This is a genomic window from Saccharothrix tamanrassetensis (assembly GCF_014203665.1).
Lineage (GTDB): Bacteria > Actinomycetota > Actinomycetes > Mycobacteriales > Pseudonocardiaceae > Actinosynnema > Actinosynnema tamanrassetense.
Genome location: NZ_JACHJN010000001.1, coordinates 1,100,580 through 1,126,965, shown reverse-complemented (window position 1 = coordinate 1,126,965; position 26,386 = coordinate 1,100,580). Strand labels below are relative to the sequence as shown.

Here is a 26,386-nt window from a genome sequence, read left to right as displayed (position 1 = left end):
AACTCCGATGACCGCGAGGCCGGGAAAGGTCGCGATTTTCGAACAGTTCGCAGCCGACGGGATCACCCGGATGTTCGGCAACCCGGGCACGGTGGAGCAGGGTTTCCTCGACGTCGTCGACGGGCTCCCGGACTTCGAGTACGTGCTGGCGTTGCAGGAGACCGTGGCGATCGCGATGGCCGACGGCTACGCCCGCGCCACGGCCGGGCCCGCCCTGGTCCAGTTGCACACCGGCGTCGGGCTCGGCAACGGCATCGGCATGCTCTACCAGGCCAAGCGCGGGCACTCGCCGCTCGTGGTGATCGCGGGCGAGTCGGGTGTCCGGTACGACGCGATGGACGCCCAGATGGCCTCGGACCTGGTGGCCATGGCGCGGCCGGTCACGAAGTACGCGACCAGGGTGACGCACCCCGGTTCGCTGCTGCGGGTGCTGCGCCGGGCCGTGAAGATCGCGATGACCGAACCGCGCGGTCCGGTGTTCGTCGCACTGCCGATGGACGTGCTGGACGCCGACACGACCGAGCCCGTCGTGCCCAGCACGGTGCCCAGCCGCAAGAGCGTGCCCGTCCAGTCCGAGGTGGACCGTGCGGTCGACGCCCTGTACGACGCCGAGCGCCCGATCATCATGATGGGTGACGGCATCTCGGTGGCGGACGCCCAGGCCGAACTGACCGCGGTGGCCGAGCAGCTCGACGCGCCGGTGTGGGGCGTGGACGACTCCGAACTCAACATGGACGCCGTGCACCCGCTCAACCGGGGGCAGCTGGGCCACATGTTCGGCGCGAGCAGCGCCGAGGTGGTGGGGGACGCGGACGCGGTGCTGATCGTCGGCACGTACGTGTTCCCCGAGGTCTTCCCGCTGCTGGACAGCCCGTTCCACCCGGACGCGAAGATCGTCCACATCGACCTCGACGACTACGAGATCGCGAAGAACTTCCCGGTCGACGTGGCGCTGGTGGCCGACCCGAAGCCGACGCTGGCGGCGTTGTCGCAGGGCCTGACGGCGGCCGGCCGGACCCCCAAGCCCGCCGTCGTCACCTGGGAGATCCCGGAGCCCACCGAGGACGCCACGCTGATGGAGGTGTTCGCGGCCGAGCTGGCGCGGCAGGCGCCCGAGGGCCTGGTGGTGTTCGACGAGGCGCTGACCGCGTCGCCGTCGATGGTGAAGTACCTGCCACCACGCGAACCCGGCACCTACTTCTGCACCAGGGGCGGCTCGCTGGGCATCGGCATCCCCGGCGCGATCGGCGCCAAGCTCGCCCGCCCCGAGGCCGAGGTGGTCGGCTTCACCGGCGACGGCGGCAGCATGTACACGATCCAGGCGCTGTGGACCGCGGCCCGCCACGAGCTGGCCGCCAAGTTCGTCATCTGCAACAACCACCGCTACAACCTGCTCGACCTCAACATCGAGCAGTACTGGCAGGAACGCGACATCCCCGGCCACGACTTCCCGGACTCGTTCGACCTGTCCCGGCCCGAGATCGACTTCGTCCGTCTGGCGAACAGCCTCGGCGTGGACGGGATCCGGGTCGAGAAGGCCTCGCAGGTCGAGGACGCCGTGCGCCGGATGCTCAGCCACACCGGTCCGTTCCTGGTCGACCTGCTCACCGGATGAGTCGAGGAAATACCCATGGCCGACATCATCATCCGGGACGGCGGACGGCTCGCGGGCCGTACCATCGCGATCCTCGTGGAGAGCGACTACGTCGAACCGGAACTGCACTACTACGAGCGCCGGTTCGCCGAGGAGGGCGCGCGCACGGTGTTCCTGACCCGCTTGTGGGGCCAGGACTCCATGACCTTCACCGGTCACGAGTACCAGCTGCCGTTCACGGTCAGCGGTGACCTGGAAGCGGTGGACGACGACGTGCTCAGCACGTTCGACGCGCTGATCGTGCCCTCCGGCATGGTTTCGGACCGGTTGCGCTACAGCGAAGACGTCACGCAGCTGCCGCCCGCGGTCGAGCTGCTCAAGCGGGCGTTCGCGATGCCGTCGGTCCTCAAGGGAGTCATCTGCCACGGGATGTGGTTGGTGTCCCCGATCCCCGGGGTGGTCCGCGGCCGTCGCGTGACGTGCCACAACAACCTCGTCAGCGACATCCACAACATGGGCGCCCACTACACCGACCAGCACGTCGTGGTCGACGGCGACCTGGTGACCGGCCGCAGCGCGAGCCACTGCCACCTGTTCGCCCGCACCATCATCGACATGGTCGCCGCGCGCAGCGAGCGGGGCGGAGCGAAGTGGTGGCGGTCCGTTACGACGCAACTCGCACCCCTAGGAGCGCCGCATGAGTGACCGGACCCCCGAGCACACGTTCTCCGACCTGGTCGCGGGGTACGTGACGGCCTACGACCGCGACCGGTCGATCGTCGACCTGCGCACCAGCGACGGCCGGAACCTGCGGATGACGATCACCGAGACGACCTCCGCGGAGTTCCTGCGCAACCTGGGCGACCCGTACCTGGACGCCTCGGCGCACGTGGACGACCTGCTGCGGCCCGGCCGGTACCTCTACGCGCACGGCATCTTCTACCCAGGCCGCGGCGAGGAGTCGTTCATGGTCAGGAGGTTGCTGTTCCTGGGCCGCAAGCCCGGCGACTTCAACTTCGAGGAGCACGGGTGGTGGGCGCGGCAGCTCGGCGAGCTGGCCCGCTTCTACCGCCGCGCGCAGTTCGGCACGAAGAACCCGGTCGACTACGCGGACTACCGCACGATACTGCGGCTGGGCGGCGACAAGTCCGACCACCACGTGCAGGAGACCGACACGATCTCCCGCCTGGTGTACGGCATGGCGTCGGCCTACATGCTCACCGGCGACGAGGACTTCCTCGGCGTGGCCGAGCGCGGCACCGAGTACCTGCGCCGGCACATGCGGTTCGTGGACCGCGACGAGGACGTGACGTACTGGTACCACGGGGTCGACGTGCGCGACGGCGTCGAGTCGAAGCTGTTCACGTCCGACTTCGACGACGACTACGACGCGATCGCGATGTACGAGCAGATCTACGCGTTGGTCGGCCCGACCCAGACCTACCGGGTGACCGGCGACCCGCGGATCTCCACCGACATCGAGAGCACGCTGCGTTTGTTCAAGAACTTCTTCCACGACGAGCAGCGGGGCGGGTACTTCTCGCACATCGACCCGATCCTGCTCAGCCCGGACCACGAGTCGTTGGGGCACAACAAGTCGAGGAAGAACTGGAACTCCGTCGGGGATCACGCCCCGGCGTACCTGATCAACCTGTTCCTGGCCACCGGCGACAAGCGGCACGCGGACATGCTGGAGGAGACGTTCGACCTGATCGTCGAGCACTTCCCCGAGGACGGCAGCCCGTTCGTGCAGGAGCGCTTCCACGCCGACTGGACGCCCGACCGGACCTGGCGCTGGCAGCAGGACAGCGCGGTCGTGGGCCACAACCTCAAGATCGCCTGGAACCTGATGCGGATGAACGCCATCCGCCCCAAGAAGGAGTACGTCGAGCTGGCCGAGAAGCTCGGCCGGTCGATGCCCGAGGTGGGCAGCGACCAGTGGCGCGGCGGCTGGTACGACGTCGTCGAGCGCACGCTGCGCGAAGGCGAGACGGCGCACCGGTTCGTGTGGCACGACCGCAAGGCGTGGTGGCAGCAGGAGCAGGCCATCCTGGCCTACCTGCTCCTCGCGGGCAACACCGGCGACGAGGGCTTCCTGCGCCACGCCAGGGAGGCGTCCTCGTTCTACAACGCCTTCTTCCTCGACCACGACGAGGGCGGCGTCTACTTCAACGTGCTCGCCGACGGCACCCCGTACCTGCTCGGCAACGAGCGGCTCAAGGGCAGCCACTCGATGAGCATGTACCACGCGTCCGAACTCGCCTTCCTGTCCACGGTCTACGGCCGCCTGCTGCTGCACGGCGAGCCGCTGACGCTGTGGTTCAAGCCGAGGCCCGACGGGTTCCCGGACCGCGTGCTGCGCGTGGCGCCCGACGCCCTGCCGCCCGGCCGGGTGCGACTGGACTGGGTCGAGATCGACGACCGGCCCTGCTCCGACTTCGATCCGGTCGCGATGACCGTGAACCTGGCCGATGCCACCGGCGACGTCGTGGTGCGCGCGCACCTGTCGCCCGTGGAGGACTAGCCGCCGCGCGTCGTGAAGGGCGATTTGACATGCAGGTGGACAAGTACATGCGCGGGACGGTGACCGTCATCGCGTTGAACGGCGAGCTGGACAGCCACACCGCGCCGGAGGTGCAGCGGAGCCTGGACGACCTGGTGCCGGGTGACGGGACGGTCGTGCTCGACCTGAGCCGGATGTCGTACATGTCCAGCGCGGGCCTGCGGGTCCTCCTGCTCGTCTACCGACAGGCTCGGCAGGACAAGGTGGGCTTGGTGCTCTCCTGCGTGCCGGAGGACGTGCTCGCGATGATGTCCGCGACCGGGTTCCTCTCCTTCTTCACGGTGACCGACACGGTCGACGAGGGACTGGAGGCGTTGGCGGTATGAGCAGGACGTTGCCACAGCGGATCGACGCCTACCCGACGCACTGGATCGCGGGCCTGTCGGTCCGGAGCGGACGGTTGATGCCCTTCGGCGCCACGGAGGTGCCGGGCGGCGTCAACTTCTCGGTCTACTCGAACAACGCCACCGCCATGACGCTCGTGCTGTTCCGACGCGGGGAGCGGGGGCCCTTCGCGGAGCTCCCGTTCCCCGCGGAGTTCCGGATCGGCGGCGTGTACGCGATGACGGTGTTCGGCATCGACCCGGAGACCACGCAGTACGGCTACCGCGCCGACGGCCCGTTCCGGCCCGAGGAGGGGCACCGGTTCGACGCCACCAGAATCCTGGTCGACCCGTACGCGAAGGTGTTGAACGGCCAGGAGATCTGGGGCGTGCCGGTCGACCGGGACCAGGAGTTCCCGCGCCGATCCGGGATCGCGCCGGACGACTTCGACTGGGAGGGCGACCGCCCGCTCGGACTGCCCGAGGAGGACCTGGTCGTCTACGAGGCGCACGTGCGCGGATTCACCCGCCACCCGTCCGCCGCGGTGGGCGCCCCTGGCACGTTCGCCGGGCTGGTCGAGAAGATCCCGTACCTGAAGGAGCTCGGGGTCACCTGCGTCGAACTGATGCCGGTGTTCGAGTTCGACGAGATGGACAACGTCCGGGTCGACCCGACCACCGGCGACCGGCTGCACAACTACTGGGGCTACAGCACCGTCGGCTTCTTCGCGCCCAAGGCGTCGTTCGCGGCGACCGGCAGGCACGGGATGCAGGTCGACGAGTTCAAAAACCTGGTGAAGGAGCTGCATAAGGCGGGCATCGAGGTGATGCTCGACGTGGTGTTCAACCACACCGCGGAGGGCAACGAGCTCGGCCCGACGATCTCCTTCCGCGGCTTGGACAACCGCGTCTACTACATGCTCACGTCGGACGGCTACTACTACAACTTCAGCGGCACCGGGAACACCGTCAACTGCAACCACCCGGTCGTGCGCGGCTTCGTGCTGGACTGCCTGCGGTACTGGGCATCGGAGTTCCACGTCGACGGGTTCCGGTTCGACCTCGCGTCGATCCTGGGCCGGGCGCAGGACGGCCGGTCGCTCATGGAGCCGCCGTTGGTCGAAACCCTGGCCGGCGACCCGGTGCTGCGCGACTGCAAGCTGATCGCGGAGGCCTGGGACGCCGGTGGGCTCTACCAGGTCGGCAGCTTCCCGGACTACTGCCGCTTCGGCGAGTGGAACGGCCGCTACCGCGATACCGTGCGCAGGTTCCTGCGCGGTGACCTCGGCGTCACCGGGGACCTGGCGACCCGGATGGTCGGCTCGCCGGACCTCTACCATCGTCGAGGGCCGGTTGCGTCGGTCAACTTCGTCACCGCCCACGACGGCTTCACGCTGCACGACCTGGTGTCGTACGACGACAAGCACAACGACGGCAACGGCGAGGGAAACCGCGACGGCGACAACGCCAACCACTCGTGGAACTGCGGCGCCGAGGGGCCGACCGACGACCCCGAGGTGCTCGCTCTGCGCGGACGGCAGCAGCGCAACGCGTTCCTGCTGTTGCTGACCAGCCTGGGCATCCCGATGATCGTCGCGGGTGACGAGGCGGGCCGAACCCAGCAGGGCAACAACAACGCCTACTGCCACGACGACGAGATCTCGTGGTTCGACTGGGACCTGGTGGACCGCAACTCCGACCTGGTGCGTTTCGTGCGCAACGCGATCGCGTTCCGCAAGGCGCACCCGGCACTGCGCCGCCGCGAGCACCCGACCGGCCACACCGGGGAGGGGATCTTCCCGGACACCAGCTGGCACGGCGCGCACGCTTGGACGCCGGAGTGGTCGGGCTACAGCAGGCTACTGGCCGCGATGCACTGCACGCGCGACGGTGACATCGTCTACGTAGCGGCCAACTCGCATTGGGAGGGCTGCGACTTGGAGCTGCCGGAACTCCCGGAGCACTTGGCGTGGCACGTGTTCGCCGACACGGCGGCACCATCGCCCGGCGACTCGCACGAACCGGGCTCCGAACCGCGGCTGGCCGACCAGTCGTCGATCCGGATCGGCCCGCGCAGCGTCCTGGTGCTGACCGCCGGCACCCGTTCGTCGATCTCCAGAGGTGAGGACTGATGAGTTTCCGAGCGAAGTCGACCACCGACGACGGTGTGGTCACCATTCGGCTGATCGGCGACCTGGACTCCAGGTCCGCCCCGGTGTTGAACGAGCTGATCGCCGAGATCGACGCGCAACCCGTGCGGCGCCTGGTGCTGCTGGTCGACGAGCTGGCCTACCTGTCGTCCGCGGGCCTGCGCTGCCTGGTGTTCGCGCACCAGAAGATGGGGCGCGGTGTGGACATCGTCCTCGTGGGCGTCCGGCCCGAGGTCGCCGAGACGATCAGGCTGACCGGTTTCGACCGCAGCGTGATCATGCAGGATCCCGTGGAGACGTGATGACCCAGCACCGGCTCAGACTGCGCGAAGGCCGGTGCGCCGGGGAGGAGCTGGCCGAGTTCGTCCGCTCGCTCGCCCGGCAGGCGGGCCTGGACCCGCAACAGGTCTACCGGCTGCGGCTCGCCGCGGACGAGATCACCACGAACATCGTGCTGCACGGCTACGGCGACGCCGGGGGAGTGGTGGAGATCGAGGGCGAGGCGGGTCCGGACGGCGTGCGGTTGCGCATCGAGGACTCCGCCCCGCCGTTCGATCCCCACACCCACGACCCCGGCCCCCGACTGGGGGCCGCCGACCCCACCGAGGGGCCGGAGGGCGGGTTCGGGTTGTACCTCGCGCTGCGCGGGTTGGACTACTTCGCCTACGACTACGTCGGCGGTCGCAACCTCAACACGCTGGTCGTGCGGAGAACTTCGTCGGGAGGTACGGATGGACAAGATGGTCGCGCTGGTGATCGTTGAGCGGGCGGCGTCCATCCCGGACCTGGACCGGGCTCTGCGGGACGGCTCCTTCGAGGTCGTGCACCGGACACCCGACGAGGTCGTGGTCGACCCGGTGCACGGCAGCGCGGTCGACGTCGTGCTGGCTTCGGCCTCGCTCGGCCTGCAGAAGATCGCCCTGCTCAGCCGGCACCTGAACGCCGGGACGCCGCCGCCGACGCTGCTGGTGTTCCCGGAGGAGGGGGACTACGCGGCGCTGGAGTCGTGCGTGCGCAGCGGGTTCGACTTCGTCGCGCCGCCGTTCCTGCCCACGTTGCTGCGCAGCAGGATGGCGTCGTGCAAGGAACGCGGGAAGCTGGCGCTGGCCGTCGAGGAGCTGGCCGCCGCGGCCAGCCTGCGCCAGTACGAGCAGGACCTCGACATCGCCCGCCAGATCCAGGCCGGGTTCCTGCCCGAGACGCTGCCCTCGCCGCACGGGTGGGAGTTCGCCGCCCGCACGCGGCCGGCCCGGCAGGTCGGCGGAGACTTCTACGACGGCTTCGAACTCGTCAACGGGCGCAGGCTCGGGTTCATCGTCGCCGACGTGTGCGACAAGGGCGTCGGGGCCGCGTTGTTCATGGCCCTGATCCGGACCTTGTTGCGGCACACCGCGGAGCACACCGGCGGGTGGGACCTGCACGACGCCGAGCCGGACGTCGGGGCGGACAGCGCGGTCGCCGCGGGCACCGCGTTGACCCCGCTGCTGGCGTTGGGCGCCGGGCCGCTGGTGCAGGCCGTGGTCGGGACCAACCGGTACATGGCCAAGAACCACCTGCGGCAGGGCTACTTCGCGACGTTGTTCTTCGGGGTGCTCGACCCTGTGTCCGGCGCGTTGCTCTACATCAACGGCGGTCACAACCCGCCGGTGCTGGCACGGGCTCGCGGCGGGCACACCCTGTTGCAGCCCACCGGTCCCGCCGTCGGGATACTCGCCGACAGCGGGTTCCTGCTGCACCACACCAGCCTGGACCCCGGCGACTCGCTGCTCGTCTACACCGACGGGGTCGTCGAGGCCCGCAACGGCGTGGGCGGCCAGTTCGGCATGGATTCGCTGATCGACATCGCCTGCGGCTCCGCGCCGTCCGCCGAAGCGCTGCTGGACCGGGTCGACACCGGGTTGCACCACCACGTCGGCGCGGCCGAGCAATTCGACGACATCACCATGCTGGCGTTGCGGCGCACCGCCGTTCGCTGACCTCTCCTCGATCTGGCGAACCCCTGCGCTGACACCACGCCGGCCCATCCCCACCGCGGGGATGGGCCGTCGTGGTCCCCGGTCAGCTGATCGCCGTCGCCCAGTCCGGGCGGGCCTCGCCCGCGCGTAGGTGCAGCTCGCGCGCCAGCCGGCGCAGCGGGGCCGTGCCGAAGAACAACCTCGTCGGAACCTTGCAGTCCAGTTCCCTTTCCACGGCCAGCCGCAGCTGGGTCGCCAGCAGCGAGTCCAGGCCGAGTGCGCCGGGAGTGCGGTCCAGGTCGAGGTCCTCGTCCCGGATCTGCAGCAGCGCGCCCACCCGGGTGCGCAGGTAACGCTCGAAGTCCGCGATCGACCTCGGTGGCACCGCGATCACCGCTTGCGCGGGTGCGGTGGAGTAGTGGTCACACAGAACCGGTCCCTGTGTGTCGGTGAGCCAGAAGTGCTTGCGCTGGAACGGGTACGCGGGCAGATCGGCGAACCTGCCGCCCGACTGCACCCGCTCCCACGCGACGTTGCCGCCCTGCGCGTACACGACCCCCAGAGCCCTCAGCAGCTCAGCGAGCTGGGGACGGTCGCGACGCGTCGAGGCGAGGACCGCACCAGTGCTGCCCATGCGGTCCATGCCGTCCTCGACGGCGTGCACCAGCACGGGGTGCGGGCTGATCTCCACGAACAGCGTGCGGTCCTCGGCCGCCGATTCCACCGCGGCGGCGAACTTGACCTGCTCGCGCAGGTTCGACATCCAGTAGTCCGCGTCGAGCGACGCGCCGTCCACCACTTCGTCCCGCACGGTGGAGTGCATCGGGATGGTCCCGGTGCGCGGCTTCAGCCCGCTCAACGCCTGCGCCAGCAACGGCCGCACGGGGTCCACCTGCGGTGCGTGCGAGGCGAACTCGACGTCCACCCGAGTGCAGTGCACATCGCGTTCCCGCAACGCCTTGACCACCTCGGCCAGCGCCACGTGGTCACCCGAGATCACCGAGGAGTGCGCGCTGTTGACCACGCCGACGCACAGCTCGCCCTGGTGGCCGTGGACCGACCGTGCCGCGTCCCGTGCGCCGAGTTGGACCGCGACCATGCCGCCGGGTTGGCAGTGCGTCGTGATCAGGGCACTGCGGCGGCAGATCACCGCGGCGCCGTCCTCGAGGGACAGCGCACCCGACACGGTGGCCGCGGCCACCTCGCCCATGCTGTGCCCGATCACGAGGTCCGGTCGCACACCCCAGTCCTGCCACACGGCGGCCAGCGCCACCTGCACCGCCCACAGGACCGGTTGGACCTCACGTACCGCGGTCAACGGCCGGTCGTCGTGCAGCCGGTCGATCACCGACCACCCGGTCTCCGCCCGCACGGCCGCATCGCACTCACGCAGCCTGCGCGCGAATACATCGTTGTCCACCAGCAGTTCCCGGCCCATGCCGACCCACTGCGAGCCCTGGCCGGGGAACACGAAGACGATCTTCGGCGTACCCGCGACCCCGACGGTCACCGCCGAGTGCTCGGCGCCCGCCGCGAAGGCCCGCAGGCCTGCCACGAGCGACTCCCGGTCGGAGCCGGTCACGGCGATCCGCCGCTCGTGGTGGGTTCTGCGCACGCTCGCGCTGAAGCAGAGGTCCAGCAGGTCGCCGTCCAAGGTCTCCGAGTACTCCCCGGCCAAGGCGCGCAGCGCGCTGGGGGAGCGGGCGGACAGCGGCAGCACGTGCGCCGCCCGGTGCACCGGCTGCGCCGGTGATACCGCGGGCGCCTCACCCACCACGACGTGGACGTTCGTCCCGGACAGCCCGAACGAGCTCACCCCCGCCAGCGCGGGCTTCCCCCGATCGGGCCACGGTGTGCCTGCGGCGACCAGCTCCACGGCGCAGTCCGGTTCGTCGAGCAGCGGGTTGCGCCGCTCGACGTGCAGGGTGGCCGGCACGGTTCGGTGCTCGATCGCCAGCACGGTCTTGATCAGGCCGACGAGCCCCGACACGGCCTCGGTGTGGCCTATGTTGGTCTTGACCGAACCGACGAGGCAGCGGTCGCCCGCGGGCCGGTCCTCGCCCAACACCTTGTTCAGCACCGACAACTCCACCTGGTCGCCCGACACCGTGCCGGTGCCGTGGGCTTCCACGTAGTCGACGTCGGCGGCGCGGACGCGCGCGCCGCGGTGCGCCTGCCGGAGTGCCTCCTCCTGGCCGTCGCTGGACGGCGTGATGAGCGCGATGCTGCTGCACCCGTTGTTGCTGGCGCCGCTGCCCAGTATCACCGCGTGCACGCGGTCCCCGGCGGCCAGCGCGGCGTCCAAGGGCCGCAGCACCACCGACGCGGCGCCCTCGCCCCTGCCGTAGCCGTTGGCCTCGGCGTGGCCGAACTTGCTGCGCCCGTCCGGCGCCAGCACCCTGGCCCTGGTCAACGCGTCCCAGTAGCCGCCGTCCAGCAGAACGTTCGCGCCCGAGACGACCGCGAAGTCCGTCTCGCCCAAGATGAGGCTCTGACACGCGAGGTGCACCGCCAGCAGCGACGAGGAGCAGGTCGCGTCGAGCGCCATGCTCGGGCCCCGCAGGTCGAGCATCCGCGAAATCCGGCCCGCGGCCGCGCCGTGCAGCGCGGACCCGGTCAGGCCGTGCATGTCGTTGAAGCCCGTCTGCCGCAGCAGTTCCCAGTAGTCCGAGCCGAGGCACGCGGTGTAGACGCCGGTTCTCGACCCGGCGAGCGACTCGGCGGACAGGCCCGCGTCGTCGAGGGCGACCCACGTGGCCTCGGTGAGGATCCGGTGCTGCGGATCCATCCGGACGGCCTCGCGTGGCGAGATCTCGAAGAACGCGGCGTCGAAGCTCGCCACGTCGTCGAGGTAACCGCCCGCGCGGGCGTCGGTGTCGGACCTGGACACGGGAGGCGCGCCGACGCGGTCCTCACCTCGGTCGAGCACCTCCCAGAACCGTTGGGCGTTCGGTGCGCCCGGTAATCGGCACGCGAGGCCGACGATGGCGATCTGCTCGCGGTCTCTGCTCCGGTCTTCTGCGGATGTGTGCCCCATGTGACATCTCCTGTCTCGGCGTTCGGCAAAGGAGGTGCCCGTCCAGGTGATCGGGGCGGGCACCGAGAAGCGGGCGCTGGGGCTAGGACGCCAGTCCGACGGTGAGCGGCCCGACGTGCGTCGGCACGCGGTGCTGGATCAACTCGGCGAGGGTTGCGACGACGTTCCAGCCGTTGTCGCGGCGTCCGCCGTGGAACTCCGACGCGACGGCCGTCGCCTCGGTGAGCCTGCCGGCCAGCAGCAGCGCGTCGATCAGGTTCGCGGTCAGGTACGGCGTCATCCACGGCAAGTCCTCGCGGCGGGCCTGTGCCACGATCAGCGCGCGCCGCAGGTGTGGCACAGCGGTGGCGGGCGAGTTGCGCGCCAGTTCGACGGCGGCGCGGGCGGCCCTGGTGAACAGCGCCGCGTCGCGGTCGGCGTCGCGGTCGAGCACGTCGAGCGCGGTCGTCGCCTCGGTGGGAGAGCCCGTCACGGCCAACAGCCACGCGCGCAGCGCGAGCAGGTGCGCGCGCCGTTCGGGGTTGGTGCCCGCGACCAGTCGGAGCAGTTCACCGGCCTCTTCGGTGCGGCCGAGTCCGAGTGCCAGCACGAGCGCGCGGGTCGGCGCGGTACCGGACCACGGGCTGTCGTCGAGCCGGCGGATCGGCAGGGAGTCGAGGAACCGCAGCGCCTCACGGGCCTTGCCGCGCAGCAGCAGGACCCCGGCGTGGACGGCCGCCACCCGCTCGGAGGCGCCGCTCCACTTGGCCAGGCAGCACAGCTCCTCGGCCCGGTCCAACGACAGTTCGCACCACGCCTTGTGGGTGGCGTCGACCAACCGGGTGACGCAGTCGGCGTCGAGCGCGGTGCCCACGGTGGTGCGGCGGGCGTCGAACCGCCACGTGCCGCCGTCCCGCACGGCGTGGTCGCCGATCCGGCCCTCGCCGACGAGGTCGTGCAGCAGCCGGGGATTGCCGCGCGTCACGGCGTGCAGCGCCTCGGACGTGGCCCGCCGGACCCGGCCGCCCAGCTCGGTGCTCAGCACCACGCCGACCTCGTCCGCGTTCAGCGGCGGCAGGCACAACGTCTGGATGCCGCGCTCGTAGCGCAGGCAGTCCAACGGGTCGGGCACGCGCGCCGGTGTAGCCGCGTTCGGCCGCGTGATCAGCGGCAACGCGCCCGCCCGGCGGTGCAGGTCGCGCAGGACCAGCATGCTGGCGTGGTCGGCCAGGTGGGCGTCGTCGACCACGACGACGACGCGGCGACCGTCCGCGCGGTCGAGGATCGCGTCCACGGCGAGTCGCACCCCGACACCCAGCGGCGCGGTGGTGGGGAAGTCCTCGGGCAGGTGGTCGTGCACGGTCGCGAACGGCAGGAAGCCGCCGTCGGGCGCCAGGTGGATCATCAGCCGGTCGGTGTCGTCGAGCCCGTCCAAAGCCTGGCGCAGCACGGTGGTGCGGCCCATCCCGGACTCGCCGGTGATCACCAGCGGTCCCGCGTCCGGGGCGGCGACGGTCGCCCGGATGCGCTCGAGCTGCTCGGTCCTGCCGACGAAGTGCCAAGGCATGGTGCCTCCTGGGCTTCACCTGACTGCGACCGGGAGTGCCTTCGAGCACGACGTCACAGCGGTCCGGAACGCCGCGGCGGATGTGCGGCTACCCAGCACGGTGTCCGACGCTGCGTGATCCGGTCAACGGCGATATAACACAGTCCTAGAACGTCCGGGGGACACCGGCGCACTTGGCTGGCTACAGAACGTCATTCGGCGTAGCAGGCAGGTGGTAGGCCACCATGAACGAGGCCGTGTCGGACGGGTACACCACGACCAGCCGCATGGTGTGCGGCGCACCCGAGTCGGGGTGGCGCAGCGTGCGCAGCCTGCTGCGCTGCTCGGTGACGTCGTGCGCGCTCCACCACGTGCTGAACTCGGCGCTCTGCCGGTGCATGTCCGCGATCAGCTGCGCGAGCCGCGCGTCCTGCGGTCGGCGGGCGGGCACGGTGCGCAGCCGCGCCACGATGTCCCGCGCGTCGGCCTCCCAATCCGCGAACCGCACGCGGGCGGCCGGGGCGGTGAACATCCACCGCACCATGTTGCGGTCGTGCGCGGGCATCGCGCCGAAGTCGGCGTACCACCGCGTCGCCGGGCGGTTCCACGCGATCACGTCGCCGCTGAGGTTGAGCGCGTACACCGGGTACGGGCCGCTGCCCGACACCTGCACGAGCTGCTGCACGATCTCCTCGGGCGGGAACTCGGTCTCCAGCGGGTGCAACTCGGCGACCTGCCCGTGCGCGAGCAGGTGCATGTACCGGCGCTCGTCCTCGGAGAGCAGCAGCACCCGCGCGAGGCTGTCGAGTACCTCGGAGGACGGCCGGATCTTGCGGCCCTGCTCCAGGTAGGAGTACCAGGTGGGGCTCAGCCCGGCGAGCACCGCGACTTCCTCGCGCCGCAGTCCCGCCGTGCGTCGACGCGGTCCGACCGGCAACCCGACCTGTGCCGGGTTGATCCGTTCCCGCCGACTGCGCAGGAACTGCGCGAGTTCGCGTCTGCCGTTGTCCCCGTCGAGCACTCCACCACCTCTTGCGGAGGGTAACGCAGTCGCGTGGTCGCTCTCCCGGTTCGCCGGTGGCGCCTTTCGTCGGTGGAAGCATTCGCGCTGGTGAGGGGTCGGCGAAGAGTTCTGTTCGAGGTTCGGGAACCCGGGATGCGGCGTGTTCGCACGATGAGTCCGGTGGCGATGGTGGCCATCACCGAGAAACGCGAGAATCTCTCGACCGGATTGCTGCACGCTGATCTTCCTTGCGCTCCGACAACGAGATCGCCCTCCCAGTGGTTGTGGACGGCGCGGTCGCAATGAGCACGTCCGGTTCGGGACACACGATCGTGGGTTCGGGGAACCGCCGGCGTGCGTGGGTTCTCCCGCCGATGCTGGTACCCGGAGTGCCACCACAAGCACGGTCTGGGAAATGGGGTGACAGGTCCTGCATGGTGGGAGCAGGCACCACCACGAGAGGAAACTCCGATGGTTTCTGGCGTACTGGTACCGATCACGGGCCTGCTCGGCGTCGTCGTGGTGGTGACCGGGTGGCTCAGCGTGCTGCGCACCGTGTTCACGCCCCGTCGGACGTCGTCCCGCATCGCCCGCGGTTCGGTGCGTGCGGTGGTGGCGGTGGTGTTCCCGCTGGCGCGGCACCTGCCGCACCAGTTGCGGGAACGGGTGCTCGACACGTGCACGCCGGTGAGCGTGTTCCTGATGGCGTGGTGCTGGCTCGGCCTGCAGGTCGTCGGCTTCGGTCTGCTGGCGGTCTCGACCGGCGCGACGCCGCCGCGGTTCACCGAGGTCGTCCGGTTCTTCATGCTCGAGGGAGTGGGCGCGGCGGCCGGACTCGTGCTGCCCGCGTGGGTGTCATGCGTGATGGTGCTGTCGGTGTTCATGGTGCACCTGCTGCGGTTGACGGACTCGTTCCGGCGCCGTGAACTCTCGGTCGCGGGCTTGATGGCCACGGCGGAGACCCCGCTGGACGCCGAGAGCCTGCTGGCCGACTACCTCCGGACGGGGTCGCGCGAACAGCTCGACGGCATGTTCGCGCAGTGGTCCGCGTGGCTCGCCGACATCCGCGCGACGCACGTCTCCTACCCGTCGCTGCTCTACTACCGGCCCGCGAGCCAGTTCGTCTGGCTGCGTGCCGCGGTGGTCGTCCTCGACGCCGCCGCGCTGGTGCAGGCGGTCGCGCCGAACTGGGCGCCGCCGCACACCAGGGCCCTGCTGCACACCGGCACGTGCTGCCTGCACGAGTCCGCGATCCGGCTCGGACTGCACGTGCCGAAGTCCGTCGTCAGCCTGCACGGCCGCGAGGAGCACGCATTCACGGACTCCGTGCGGGGCGCCGTGTCGGCGGGTCTGCCGCCCGAGCGCACCGGGCAGGACGCCTGGTGGGCCTTCCAGGCGGCGCGCACCCGGTACGCGCCGCACATCAGCGCGATCTCGGCCCGGCTGATGTACGACTTCGAGTTGCCCGCGCCGCCCGTGGAGCCAGTCCCGGACGTGCGGAAGAAGGTGCCTTCCGCCTGATCGGCGGGCGCATCTCGACGGTTTGCCCGTAGATGTCGCCGCAACGTTCTACTCTCCGGGGGAATAAAATGAGTGAGGACAGCGAGTTATACGAGTCCGTAATCTTGCACGACTCCGAGCACCTGTCGCGCTTTTGTCAAGACTTCTTCATGCCGTTGACCCGCTCGGACCAACGGCGTTGGGCCGAGATGTACGTCCGCGGCCTCATTTACGTGCCGGGCCGCAAGTCCATCCGGCGCATTTCCGACCACGTCGTAGGCTGGCGCGCCGACCAGTGCCTGCAGCAGTTCGTGAACCAGAGCCCGTGGCGCTGGGAACCGGTCCGCCTCGGGTTGGCCCGGCACCTGGTCTCCGAGGTCACGCCCCGGGCGTGGGTGGTGCAGGAGGCGGTGTTCCCCAAGAACGGGGACAGCTCGGTGGGCGTGGCGAAGCAGTACGTGTCCTCCGCGCGCCGCACCCTCAACTGCCAGCTGGGGCTGGCCGTGTTCATGGCCTGCCACGAGTCCAGCTTCCCGGTGAACTGGCGGCTGATGCTGCCGCGCTGCTGGGACGACGACGACAAGCGCCGGGCGCGGACTCACGTGCCCGCCGACGAGCGGCACCGGCACCGCTGGAGCTACCTGCTCGAAGCGCTCGACGAGATGGTCGGTGAGTGGAGCCTCACGCCGCCGCCGGTGTTGGTGGACGCGCGGCACGAGATCCAGGTCGAGCAGCTGGTGCAGGGCCTGGAGGAACGCGGTCTGTCCTATGTGGTCCAGGTGGGTCCGGACACGCCCGCCGTGCCCGCCGCGAACCGCTCGTCGGAACGTCAGGTGACGGTGGAGGAGCTCGTCACCCTGTCGGCCCGGCGCGGCCGGATGACGGTGCACTGGGGTGACCGGGCCGACGGCGGGCCGGCCGGCTCGCACTTCGTCGCCGCCACGGTGCCGGGTCGCGCGGGCGCGGGTCCGGTGCGGATCGTGCCGGGGGCGCCGTACCCGCGGCTGCGGCGGGTGCTCGCGGAGTGGCCGTCGGGTCGGGTGCGCCCGAGTTCGGTGTGGCTGACCAACCTCGACTCCTCGCGCATGTCGGAGCTGATCGGCCTGGTGCGGCTGCCCGGCCGGACGAACCAGGACCTCACGCGGCTGCAGTGCGACTTCGGGCTGCGGCACTTCGAGGGCCGCTCGTTCCGCGGCTGGCACCACCACGTGACGCTGGCGTCGGTGGCGCACGCGTACAGCACGCTCAACCGGCAGCGGCAGCGGCAGCCCGAGATGTCGTTGCGGCCGTACGCGTGAGTCGCGTCGACCAGCTCCGGGACGTCGAGCTCTTCGCAACGCTCAACGGCGAGCAGTTGCGCTGGCTCGACGACGAGGCCGAACCCGTCGTGCTGCAGGACGGTGACGTCCTGTTCGAGGACGGCGAGATCGCCCGGCACTTCTACGTCCTGCTCGAGGGCGAACTGCTGATCACCAAGGTGGTCGACGGCCGCGAGCACGTGCTGAGCAGGCACTCGGCGCGGATGGCGAAGCTGCCCCCCGTGGACGACAAGCCCGCGGCGGCGCACCAGTTCACGGGAGAGCTGCCGCTGCTCGCGGGTGGCGGGTACGTCGCCAAGGCCACCGCCGTGGGGCTGACGACGTTGCTGGCCTACGACAGGGCCGCGTTCCTGGAGATCCTGGTGCGCTGCCCGCAGGTGTGCCAGGTGCTGCTGCCGGTGCTGGCCTGGCGGATCCACTCGTACGAGGCGCACGCCGGGCGGCGGGCGATGCTGGAGGGCCTGGGCACCCTCACCGCCGGGTTGGCGCACGAGCTGAACAACCCGGCGGCGGCGGTGTCCAGGTCCGTGGCGGAACTGGGCGGCGCGGTCCGGGAGCTGGCGGACTGGTCATGGCGGTGGGGGCGGATCGCGCTGCCGGAGGAGCACGTCGTGGTCACGTCGATGCTCGCCGCGGCCGAGGCGTGGGAGCAGGTGAACCGGCCGCGGGACGCGTTCGAGGCGGCCGAGTTCAGTGACGCGGTGCGGGACTGGCTGGAGGACCGCGGCGTGACGGGCCTGGACGGCATCGACACGGTGCTGGCCGACCACGGCGTGGTGCCCAGCGTGCTGGCCACGGTCGCGCGGACCGTGCGGCCCGAGGCGCTCGACGTGGCGGTCGGGTACCTCGGACTTTCCCTGCACAGCAGGTCTTTGGTGCGCGACGTGTCGGAGGCGGGGCAGCGGATCAGCGCGCTGCTGCACTCCGCCAAGGCGTACACGAACCTGGACCGCGCGCCGGTGCAGGTGGTCGACCTGGCCGAGGGGCTGGAGGCGACGCTGGCGATGCAGTCGCCCCGACTCACGGGCGTCCGCATCCACCGCGACTACGCCGACCTGCCGCCGCTGACGGTCTACCCGAGCGAGCTGAACCAGGTGTGGACCAACCTGATCGACAACGCCGTCGACGCGATGAACGGCAGCGGGCAGCTGTGGATCAGCACCAAACTGGAGGCGCACTGCGCCGTGGTGGAGATCCGCGACTCCGGCATCGGCATCGCGCCCGACGTGTTGCCGCTGCTGTTCCAGCCGTTCTTCACGACGAAGGACATCGGCCAGGGCACGGGCCTCGGCCTGCACCTGAGCCACGACATCATCACCCAGCGGCACAACGGTTCCATCGACGTCACGTCGGTACCGGGCGACACGAGGTTCACCGTCCGGCTGCCTGCCGACAGCGTGCACTGCTAGATGAGCAACGCGCCGCGCCGGTCATGTAGTGGCTCGCCCAGGAGTTGGTGGAGGAGTGGCTCCCGATCGAGGACATGGTGTCGGCCTGTCGAGTGGTTGCGCAGGTGGGAGTCGTGGGTGGCCCAGGTCGCCGCGCTGACGTCGTGGGCCTGGACCCACTCGCCCACCCAGTCGCCGAGCGGGTCCAGCCGGCTGCAACGTCGGTGATCCGCCGCCGGTAACCGGTGCGGCCTGCGCCGCGATCTACCGATCATGGGAGAGCGACCGGATCGCCCGGTGTACCGCGTGCTGACCACCAAGACCATCACGCTGGCCGCCGTGCTGCTGGTGTCCGTCGGTGTGGGGCTGGCGGTGGCGCTGCTGTGGGCCTACGGCGGTGGCACCGAGGCGGACAAGGCGCGACTGGACGCGATCCGGACCGCAGGCACGATCGTCGTCGGCACTGGCGGAGCGGCGGCGCTGTGGCTGGCCGCCCGGCGGCAGCAGAGCGCAGAGATCGCGTTGCGGCAGAAAGACGTCGACCAGGAGCACCAGGAGCGCGTCGCGCTCGCGGTCCAGGTCGACGCCGCCGAGCGGCGCGTCACCGAGCTGTACACCAAGGCTGTCGAGCAGCTCGGCTCGGACAAGGCGCCGGTCCGGCTGGGTGGGATGTACGCGCTGGAACGCCTGGCGCAGAACGTGCCCGAGCAACGGCAGACCATCGTCAACGTGCTGTGCGCGTACCTGCGGATGCCCCCGCCGACCGAGAACCCGAACGAGAACCCGACCGAGGACCTCGCCGGGGCCCAGCAGGTCGGGCAGGAGCGGCAGGTCCGGCTCACGGCGCAGCGCATCCTGCGGGCCCATCTGCGGTGGGGCACGAAGGTGTTCTGGCCGGACGTGGACCTCGACCTGACCGGCGCGACCCTGCACGACCTGGACCTCGTCGGCTGTCGCGTGCGCACGGCGCGGTTCCACGGCGCGCGGTTCACCGGTTTCGCGGCGTTCGGTGGCGCGTGGTTCGCGGGCAAGGCGTCATTCGGCCGGGCGGAGTTTCACGGCAGGGCGGTGTTCGAGGGTGCCCGGTTCGCCGGGAACGCCGTGTTCGGCGAGGCTGTCTTCCACGGCGAAGCCTCGTTCACCATGTCCGGCTTCGCCGGCGAGGCCCGCTTCGACCACGGCCGGTTCGAAGGCAAAGCGTTGTTCGGCGGCGCCCAGTTCGCCCGAGGCTCCGTGTTCGGTGGGGCCTGCTTCGAGGGGAGCGCCTCCTTCGGCGGCGTCGAGTGCCACGACGACCTCAGGTTGGAGAAGACGCGCTTCGCCTGTGACGCGACGTTCGAAGGGGCGCGGCTGCGCCGGAACGGGTTGTTCACCGAAGCGGAGTTCGCGGACGCGGTCACGTTCAAGGACGTGGAGTTCGGCGGGAGCGCAATGTTCGGTGAGAGCGTCTTCGGCGGAAAGGCCGTGTTCGACGGGGCGTGGTTCGGCGGCATGGTTCGCTTTGACCACTTCACGAGCTATGGCGGGGCCGCGTACGGGGGTGATCGGGGCCTCGATGAGGAGGAGTTCGACCAGCACGCTCCGGGCTGGTTCATGGGGGCCGGCGGTGGAGGCTTGTCGTGGAGCAGCGGCATGTCGGGCCGGGCGCGGTTCGCAATGCCGCCGACGTTCTCGGGCGCACGGGCGCGGGTCGACACCGACGCCAGGCACGTGTGGCCGGACGGCGTGGCCGAGTCGGCGGACGGTGACGTACCGGACCGCGACGTACCGGACCGCGACGGTGTGTGGGCGCACGTGGAGTCCCGTGACCCGGCGGCATGACGGGACGCCTGAGTCTCGTCTCTCGAAGGCGCAGTCCTGGATGCCGACCACGTTCGGCGTTGGGGTGGGACGATGATCGCGCGTGGTGGAATCCGACGTGACGGAAGTCAGACGACCGGAAGGACACGATCGCGTGGACGTGGAGCGACTGCTGTGGGGTCTGGCAGACAAGTACGCGCCGGCCGCACGGGTGCCTCATCGCAGGCCCAAGTGGTTCGACCACGCCGGTGACCTCGTCGTGACGGATGGCCGGGTCATGTGGGAGACCCCGTGGGTCACCGAGGGAGGGTTCACCCACGCGTTCCCCGCAGGCACCTACCCGGTGTACGCGGGCACCTCGGTCAGCAACCCGGACGACCGCAACCGCGACGGGATCCGGCACGTCGTCAGCATGATCGTGATCCCACTGGCCGAGCCGGCGCGGATCGCCGAAGCGAAGTGGGGCGACGACGGGTACGACGACATCCACCTGATCGAGCAATACGCCATCCTGTGGGCGAGAGGAGCCGTGCACGCGGCACTCATGGCCCACGACGACGTGCCCTCGTTCTTCCCCGATGCGCGTGACCGGATCACGGCAGCGGGAGCCCACCGTCGGCGCGGCAACTGGGTGGAGGTGGTGATGGATCGGGAAACCGGCGTGAACGCCTTCGTCTTCCTCGTGGATGCCGAGAACGTCGGCGGCTTCGAGATCACCGACGAGGAGGGGAACCTGCTCTGCCTGGTGCTGACGGCGTACTCCTGATGAAGTGCCGTCGGACTCCTGGGCTTCCGGGCGGAAGTCGTCCGGTAACTCCGACACCGTGGCCGGCGCCGCGATCATGACCGTGCCGGCCGACGAAGTCGCGGAGATGATGACTGCGGTCGGCCCAGCACCACGGCTCCCCGGCTGATCGTTGATCAACGTCCAGGATGTGACGGATCCTTCGGGAATCCGATGGGTCACCGGGGGGCGGGCTTGTGGTGGCGACCGACGGACGGGACGGCCAGCGCCTGGTCGACCGACGCCGCCAGCTCCACGTCCCGGTCCACCTTGGTCATCCCCGCGATCCGCCTGATCGGATGGCCGGGCGGGATCGCGACGACCAACCGCATCCCGAAGCCGACAGCCTGCTCACGGGCCTGGAGCAGCGCGACCAACCCCAGCGACCCGAAGTACGTGACCTGCGCCAGATCCAGCACCAGCACCTCCACCGGCGCGACCACCGGGGCACCGGCACGGGGCGGGGCGGGCCGGGACGCGGCGAGCACGGCGAAACCCCGGTCGATCGCCGACTGGACGGACTCGATCGTCACGTGGTCGACCTCGCCCCCGACCTGCACCACCACCGCCCGCCGAGCCGGCAGCGCCTCGACCCGCGTCCACACGTTCGTCCCGGAGTCCATACCCGTCACCCCACCACATCGGCGGGGAATTCACGACGGGCCGCGCCGGACTCCGCGCGCAGCGGTGGACCGCCGGAGCGTTCGGGCCGGGCGGACCTGACGCCGTCCGCGCTCGACTCGCCCGCGACCTCGTAGTGTGGGCGGAGCGCAAGACGATGAGCCGCGCGGTTGCCGCTCCGTGGCCCAAGGAGGGGACTCATGTCCGGACAGTCGGGCCGCAGGCCCGGTCGGCTGGTCGCGTCGCTGCTCAACGTCCTGCTCGCCGCCGCCGTCGCGGCGCTGGTCAACGTGTGGACCAGCAGTTGGTCGACGCCTGTCGGCATCGGTGTCGCGGTCCTCGTCGTCGGGCAGGGCCTGGTGCTGTGGTGGACCGCGCCTCGCGACGCCGAATCGGAGAAGGTCAGCGTCGACCTCGAACTCGGCAGGCTCCTCCGCACCACGGTCACCGGTGTCGAGGTCGAGGCGGACGACCGGCGCTCCGTCGAGGTCAAGCTGACGGCGAGCGAGGTGCGCGACGGGACGGTGTACGGCTACAGGAGCACCGGCGCCACGTCCGCGGAGCCGAACTCGTCGCCGGACAGCCGGGACTGAGGTCCGGAGAGGGCACCCCCAACCCCTCCGTCAGTCGACGTCGTCGACGCGTGCCGCATCGCCACGTCGTAGCACGGCGAGCCAGCGTGAGGGCTCGATCGACGTCGCCGCCTCGGGCGCGGCCATCACGAGGTGCGCGAGTGCCGTGGTGGCGGCGTCGCGCCTGCCCAGAGCGTTTGCGCACAGCCGGATGAGCATTGCCTGCCGGGTCCGCGGCTCCTGGTGCCACGCGGGCGCGTCGAGCATCCGGTTCGCCACCCAGGCCGCCGTCGCGCCCCGGTCGTGCTCGCTCGACAGCAGCTGTTGCAGGATGTCCGCGAACCCGCACTCGGCCGCCGCCCTCGCCGCGATGGACACGCGGGTCAGCTCGTTGGCGCCGGCGACGGTCCAGGCCCGGTGCCGGTGGTACTCGATCAAGCCGCCGCCCAGTCCGGCCATGCCCAAAACCACGTCGCGCGCCTCTTCGACGCACCTGCCCCGGACCAGTTCGACCGACAGGCAGCGGTCGGCGTCCAGGATCGTGGTGGCGATGTTGTCCTCGAGCTCGTCGTAGTCGGCGTCCTCGGTGCCGTCCTGGAGGTAGCGGTTGCCACCCATGCGGATGCTCATCATGCGAATCCAGTCGACGGAGGCTTCGTAGGCGTTGGTCGCGAGGATGTGTGTTGTCACCGCCCGATCCGCGAGGCCGGCGCGAGCGAGCAGGCGTGCGTGGAAGTAGTACATCGAGGCGACGCTTCGGCGATCGCCTGAGCGGATCGAGTCGGCGAAGCGGCTCGCTTCGGCGAGCGCACCCCGTACCTGCCCTTCGAGGCGATGCGGACCACCGGTGATCACTTCCCCGGCATCGAGCATCAGGTGCGCCCGCCGAAGGGGATGTTCGTCCTGACGGCACAAGCGGACAACGGCGGCGAGTTCTCCTCGTCGCGCCTCGGCCCGGATCCGCGCGCTGAGCACCGACAGCGAGTCCGCGACGTCGAATCGTGCGGTGATCGCGTCGGCAGCCGCGAGGTCGTCGCGGTCGGCCAGGTGATCGCGAATCCTGGCGGCGTGGAGGTCGCGGCTGTGCTTCGTGGTGATCCGGTCGAGTTCGTCGATCACCGGCCGGCCTCCGGCGACGGAGCCGAGGAACCTGCCCACCACGTCGTCGAACTCGTCGCCTTGGTGCCCGTCGACGAATTCGAGCAACGCGTTCGTGGTCGCGGCGTCCCGTTCCGCGTCGAACGCCTGGGCCAAGGCCGCGGCCAGCGCACGCTTGGACTCGTCGGAATCGGCCCGGTCACCGACGACCACGCGCCCGCTCAACGACTCCACCATCGTGTCGATTCCCCGAAGGACGAGCGCGTCGAACCGTCCTGCGGCACCGGCGAGATCCCGGAGCGCGACTCCCGCGGAGAACAGTTGCACCCCGGCGTCCTCATCGTCGAGGTGTGCCACGATCAGGTCCGCGAGGCGGTCCGTCACCGACCCGATCCGCGTGGCCGTCTCGCCGGCGACCTCCATCTCCGCGATGAGGTGCACGAGCGCCGACACGCCGTCGATCGAGTGGAAACGCAGCAGGTCCGACACGAGATCCTCGGCCAGCGCGAAGTCCCGGACAGTCGCGGCCTCCATCGCCGCGAGGAACACAAGTCCTTGCAGGCACGGACCATGCGTGGCATCCAGGTGCATGTCGGCGACGAACGCGCCGTCGGGTTCGGCGTCCAGCGCGGGAAGTCGCCCTCGAAGGGAGCGCAGGAGCGTTCGCGCATCCGCTTGCCTGCCGTGCCTGCGCAGTGCGACCGCGATGAAGTAGTCCAGCCACATCCGGTCGGGGTACCGCGAGCTGCGGGCACGAAGATCCTCGAGCTTCCGCAGGCCCTCACGCCGGCGCGCCGCGTCGGCGGCGATCTCGGGACGTCCGCAGGACGCCAACATGTCCGCATAGCAGTACGTGACATCGCGCAGTCGCGCGAGCACGCCGCCCAAGCCGTCGATGCCGCTGATTTCGTTGCCGACGAGCCATTCCGTCGCGGCGCCGACCGCCATGTCCTCGAACAGCGTCGGCCCGCCGGTGGATCTCCTCGCCATCGCGACCACGCGCCGGGCAACGGCCGTCGCACCGTCCGGATCCCGCCGCTTCTCCGAGAGGTCCATCGCGTACCGGAGAACCCCCTGCCGGTACCGGTGCGAGTCGACGATGTCGGGCCCGCCCAGAGCCGGGGCGATGGCGCCTCGCTCGACCAGGTAGCGCTTGAGGTAGGCGATCCCCACATCGTCGAGCAGCACGTGGCACAACTCGCCCACCGGACCGTCCGAGCCGCACGTGACGCGCAGGTGGGCGAGCAGTACTCCGATCCGGCACTGCCAGTCCCCGCCCAGGCTCCGGTCGCACCACCTGGCGAGCCGGTCGAGCCTGCCCGACGCGGCGCCGTGGGTTCCCGCCTCCAGTTCCTGACATGCCCTGACGAGCTGCCACATCACGTTCACGTCGTACTCGCCGACCTGCGAGAGCGTGCTGTGCGCCAGGTCGTCCGCATCGTGCACTGTCACGTCCGGCGCGGCACTTCCCACCTCAGCGCGCAGTTCGAGGTCGCGGAGCAGGAGCCCGGCCATCATCCGCGGACTGTCCAGTTCGATGGCCGATTCACATGCGGTCAGCAGGGTGGTGAAACGCGCGGACAGGGAGACTCCGGCACGCTTCTCGTGTGCCCGCCAACGCTCGGCGGAGATCACGTATTCGCACAGTTCGAGGTGCATGCCGGCGCTGTGCAGGTGGTACGCGAAGTTGCGCGACAGGTAGTCGGAGACCAGCTCGGGCGCGGATCCCAGGAAGGACTCGCTGAACCTGCGGTGCGATTCCGCCGCTTTGATCCGCAGGGTGCCCTCGACGAGCAGGAATTCTCGGAACGAGTCGTGGAAGATGCTCCGACGTGCCGTTCGCGGGTCGAGTCGCAAGAACTCGCTCAGGTCGTCGACGATGTCCTCGACCGTCGACTCCGGCAGGTGCAGCAGGCCGACGAGGTCCTGGACGGTCAGGCCGGGCTCGCGCGCCACGGCGACGAGTCCGAGGACGGGCCGGTACCGGTCACGCCACTGCCGGCCCGACAGGTCGTTCGCGACCCTCCTGACGAGGAACTCGTGGTACATCTCGCCCAGGCCGCTCGGGAGTTCGGCCACGCTCATCGCCGAGGTCGTGCCGCTCACCAGGTCGATGGCGTACTTGGCGTAGAGGTAGTTGCCCCCGGCCTTGCCCGCCACCACCCAGGCACGGTCGTCGGAGTGGGCACCCTCCGTCAGCGCCAGGCGCGACCGGCAGAACAACAGCATGTCGGCGCCGGCTCGCGGCTCATCCCGGTCGAGGTCGACGACTTCGGTGGCGAGCCGCCCGAAGCGGTCCTGTTCGACGGTCCTGCAGGTCAACATGAAACGGAAGTCGAGCGCCGAGTTGCCGAGGCTCCCGATGGCGCCGGCGAGCAGGTTGGCGAACTCGTTGTCCAGGCCGGGGGAGTCCGTCTCGTCGACGGCGTCGACGATGACCACGACCGCAGGGGGTGTTCCGATCGCTTCGAGCGGTTTCCGGACGCACCGCGCGAACATCGACCGGGGCGACTCGACTCCCAGTCGGAGGTTCTCGATCGACACGCCGGACACCCGCGACTGCACGGCGTTCCCGATGGAGATGTCGGACTTGATCTCGACTCGGCTGCCCGCGGATCCGGCGAGAGCTTCCACGTAGTCGGTGGAGCGTGCGGACAACTCCGTGACGATCCGGTCGATCAGGCGCCACGGCAGCAGGGTGGCGTCGTCGTTGGCGTGACATTCGTGCAATACGACGACGGGACCTTCGGCTCCCTTCGCCATGAGGTCCCTGTGCACACGCCGTGCGAGCGTCGTCTTGCCCGAAGCGGGTCGGCCGAGAACGAGAAGGGTCTGCCTCGGAGCGCGGAGCCGGTCGAGACATCGCTCCACCGCCCACTCACGACCGACGAAGCCGTCGTGATCATCCTCGTGGAGCCGTCCGGCAGCACCCGTAGCGGTCACGAGCCTCCTTCATCCGACCGGACAACCCCATGTGGCTCCACTACACCAGAAGCCGGCCGCTACCGAGGTCGAATCCCCGAGGTCCGGGCGAACACGAATCAGGACGAGGGCACCTCGGCGCGGCGGCGACGTCTGCGGCGATCTCGATCGCCCGTGCCGCGAGTGGGGGAGTGCGGGTGATTCCCATGTCGACCCGGGCCGGCGGTCGATG

At 70.2% G+C, this 26,386-nt stretch carries 19 protein-coding genes; 14 read left to right on the top strand and 5 right to left on the bottom strand.

What is annotated here, in order from left to right; translation table 11 throughout:
- Positions 1-7: 7 nt before the first annotated feature.
- Genes FHS29_RS04560 through FHS29_RS04525 form a run of 8 tightly spaced genes read left to right on the top strand, consistent with a single transcriptional unit; the run spans position 8 to position 8,606 of the window.
- Positions 8-1,615 (top strand): thiamine pyrophosphate-binding protein, encoded by a 1,608-nt coding sequence (locus FHS29_RS04560; RefSeq protein WP_184688451.1) that lies wholly within the window; start codon positions 8-10, stop codon positions 1,613-1,615.
- Between the two features lie 15 nt (positions 1,616-1,630).
- Positions 1,631-2,299, top strand: a complete 669-nt coding sequence (locus FHS29_RS04555) for a DJ-1/PfpI family protein (protein WP_184688449.1) — start codon at positions 1,631-1,633, stop codon at positions 2,297-2,299.
- Positions 2,292-4,118: an AGE family epimerase/isomerase gene (locus tag FHS29_RS04550; RefSeq protein WP_184688447.1), complete on the top strand. Its 1,827-nt coding sequence runs from the start codon at positions 2,292-2,294 to the stop codon at positions 4,116-4,118. Before FHS29_RS04555 ends, FHS29_RS04550 begins: the two co-directional genes overlap by 8 nt.
- A 29-nt stretch (positions 4,119-4,147) precedes the next feature.
- Entirely contained in the window at positions 4,148-4,483 is a 336-nt protein-coding gene (locus FHS29_RS04545; RefSeq protein WP_184688445.1) for an STAS domain-containing protein, read from the top strand.
- The gene (gene glgX / locus FHS29_RS04540; protein ID WP_184688444.1) at positions 4,480-6,612 is read left to right on the top strand and encodes a glycogen debranching protein GlgX; all 2,133 of its coding nucleotides are present in this window, start codon (positions 4,480-4,482) and stop codon (positions 6,610-6,612) included. The genes FHS29_RS04545 and glgX overlap by 4 nt, the downstream gene beginning before the upstream one ends.
- Positions 6,612-6,932: an anti-sigma factor antagonist gene (locus FHS29_RS04535; protein WP_184688442.1), complete on the top strand. Its 321-nt coding sequence runs from the start codon at positions 6,612-6,614 to the stop codon at positions 6,930-6,932. The genes glgX and FHS29_RS04535 overlap by 1 nt, the downstream gene beginning before the upstream one ends.
- Positions 6,932-7,393, top strand: a complete 462-nt coding sequence (locus tag FHS29_RS04530) for an ATP-binding protein (protein ID WP_184688440.1) — start codon at positions 6,932-6,934, stop codon at positions 7,391-7,393. The genes FHS29_RS04535 and FHS29_RS04530 overlap by 1 nt, the downstream gene beginning before the upstream one ends.
- Entirely contained in the window at positions 7,362-8,606 is a 1,245-nt protein-coding gene (locus tag FHS29_RS04525; RefSeq protein WP_184688438.1) for a PP2C family protein-serine/threonine phosphatase, read from the top strand. Before FHS29_RS04530 ends, FHS29_RS04525 begins: the two co-directional genes overlap by 32 nt.
- Before the next feature lie 82 nt (positions 8,607-8,688).
- On the opposite strand, the gene FHS29_RS04520 is transcribed toward FHS29_RS04525, so the two are convergent.
- The 3 genes from FHS29_RS04520 to FHS29_RS04510 all read right to left on the bottom strand — a co-directional run bounded on the left by FHS29_RS04520 (position 8,689) and on the right by FHS29_RS04510 (position 14,168).
- Positions 8,689-11,622, bottom strand: a complete 2,934-nt coding sequence (locus FHS29_RS04520) for a type I polyketide synthase (protein WP_184688437.1) — start codon at positions 11,620-11,622, stop codon at positions 8,689-8,691.
- Between the two features lie 82 nt (positions 11,623-11,704).
- On the bottom strand, positions 11,705-13,168 hold the full coding sequence (locus FHS29_RS04515) for an AAA family ATPase (RefSeq protein WP_184688435.1): 1,464 nt from the start codon (positions 13,166-13,168) through the stop codon (positions 11,705-11,707).
- 181 nt (positions 13,169-13,349) lie between these two features.
- Entirely contained in the window at positions 13,350-14,168 is an 819-nt protein-coding gene (locus tag FHS29_RS04510; RefSeq protein WP_184688434.1) for a helix-turn-helix transcriptional regulator, read from the bottom strand.
- Between the two features lie 453 nt (positions 14,169-14,621).
- Between FHS29_RS04510 and FHS29_RS04505 the strand changes: the two genes are divergently transcribed.
- The 5 genes from FHS29_RS04505 to FHS29_RS04485 all read left to right on the top strand — a co-directional run bounded on the left by FHS29_RS04505 (position 14,622) and on the right by FHS29_RS04485 (position 20,923).
- Entirely contained in the window at positions 14,622-15,671 is a 1,050-nt protein-coding gene (locus tag FHS29_RS04505; protein WP_184688432.1) for a hypothetical protein, read from the top strand.
- Positions 15,672-15,739: 68 nt separating this feature from the next.
- Positions 15,740-16,948, top strand: a complete 1,209-nt coding sequence (locus FHS29_RS04500) for an IS701 family transposase (RefSeq protein ID WP_446689056.1) — start codon at positions 15,740-15,742, stop codon at positions 16,946-16,948.
- On the top strand, positions 16,945-18,378 hold the full coding sequence (locus FHS29_RS04495; protein ID WP_184688431.1) for a sensor histidine kinase: 1,434 nt from the start codon (positions 16,945-16,947) through the stop codon (positions 18,376-18,378). The genes FHS29_RS04500 and FHS29_RS04495 overlap by 4 nt, the downstream gene beginning before the upstream one ends.
- Before the next feature lie 276 nt (positions 18,379-18,654).
- Positions 18,655-20,178, top strand: a complete 1,524-nt coding sequence (locus tag FHS29_RS04490; RefSeq protein ID WP_312864744.1) for a pentapeptide repeat-containing protein — start codon at positions 18,655-18,657, stop codon at positions 20,176-20,178.
- A gap of 133 nt (positions 20,179-20,311) precedes the next feature.
- A complete protein-coding gene (locus FHS29_RS04485) occupies positions 20,312-20,923 on the top strand; it encodes a hypothetical protein (protein WP_184688428.1) in 612 nt (203 codons plus the stop codon).
- Positions 20,924-21,120: 197 nt separating this feature from the next.
- On the opposite strand, the gene FHS29_RS04480 is transcribed toward FHS29_RS04485, so the two are convergent.
- Positions 21,121-21,564 carry an STAS domain-containing protein gene (locus FHS29_RS04480; protein WP_184688426.1) on the bottom strand — a complete coding sequence of 148 codons (444 nt, stop codon included), beginning with the start codon at positions 21,562-21,564 and terminating at the stop codon, positions 21,121-21,123.
- Positions 21,565-21,762: 198 nt separating this feature from the next.
- Here FHS29_RS04480 and FHS29_RS04475 point away from each other — a divergent pair, with 198 nt between their 5' ends.
- Positions 21,763-22,155, top strand: a complete 393-nt coding sequence (locus FHS29_RS04475) for a hypothetical protein (RefSeq protein WP_184688424.1) — start codon at positions 21,763-21,765, stop codon at positions 22,153-22,155.
- Positions 22,156-22,185: 30 nt separating this feature from the next.
- On the opposite strand, the gene FHS29_RS04470 is transcribed toward FHS29_RS04475, so the two are convergent.
- The gene (locus FHS29_RS04470) at positions 22,186-26,175 is read right to left on the bottom strand and encodes a P-loop domain-containing protein (RefSeq protein WP_184688422.1); all 3,990 of its coding nucleotides are present in this window, start codon (positions 26,173-26,175) and stop codon (positions 22,186-22,188) included.
- Between the last annotated feature and the right edge of the window lie 211 nt (positions 26,176-26,386).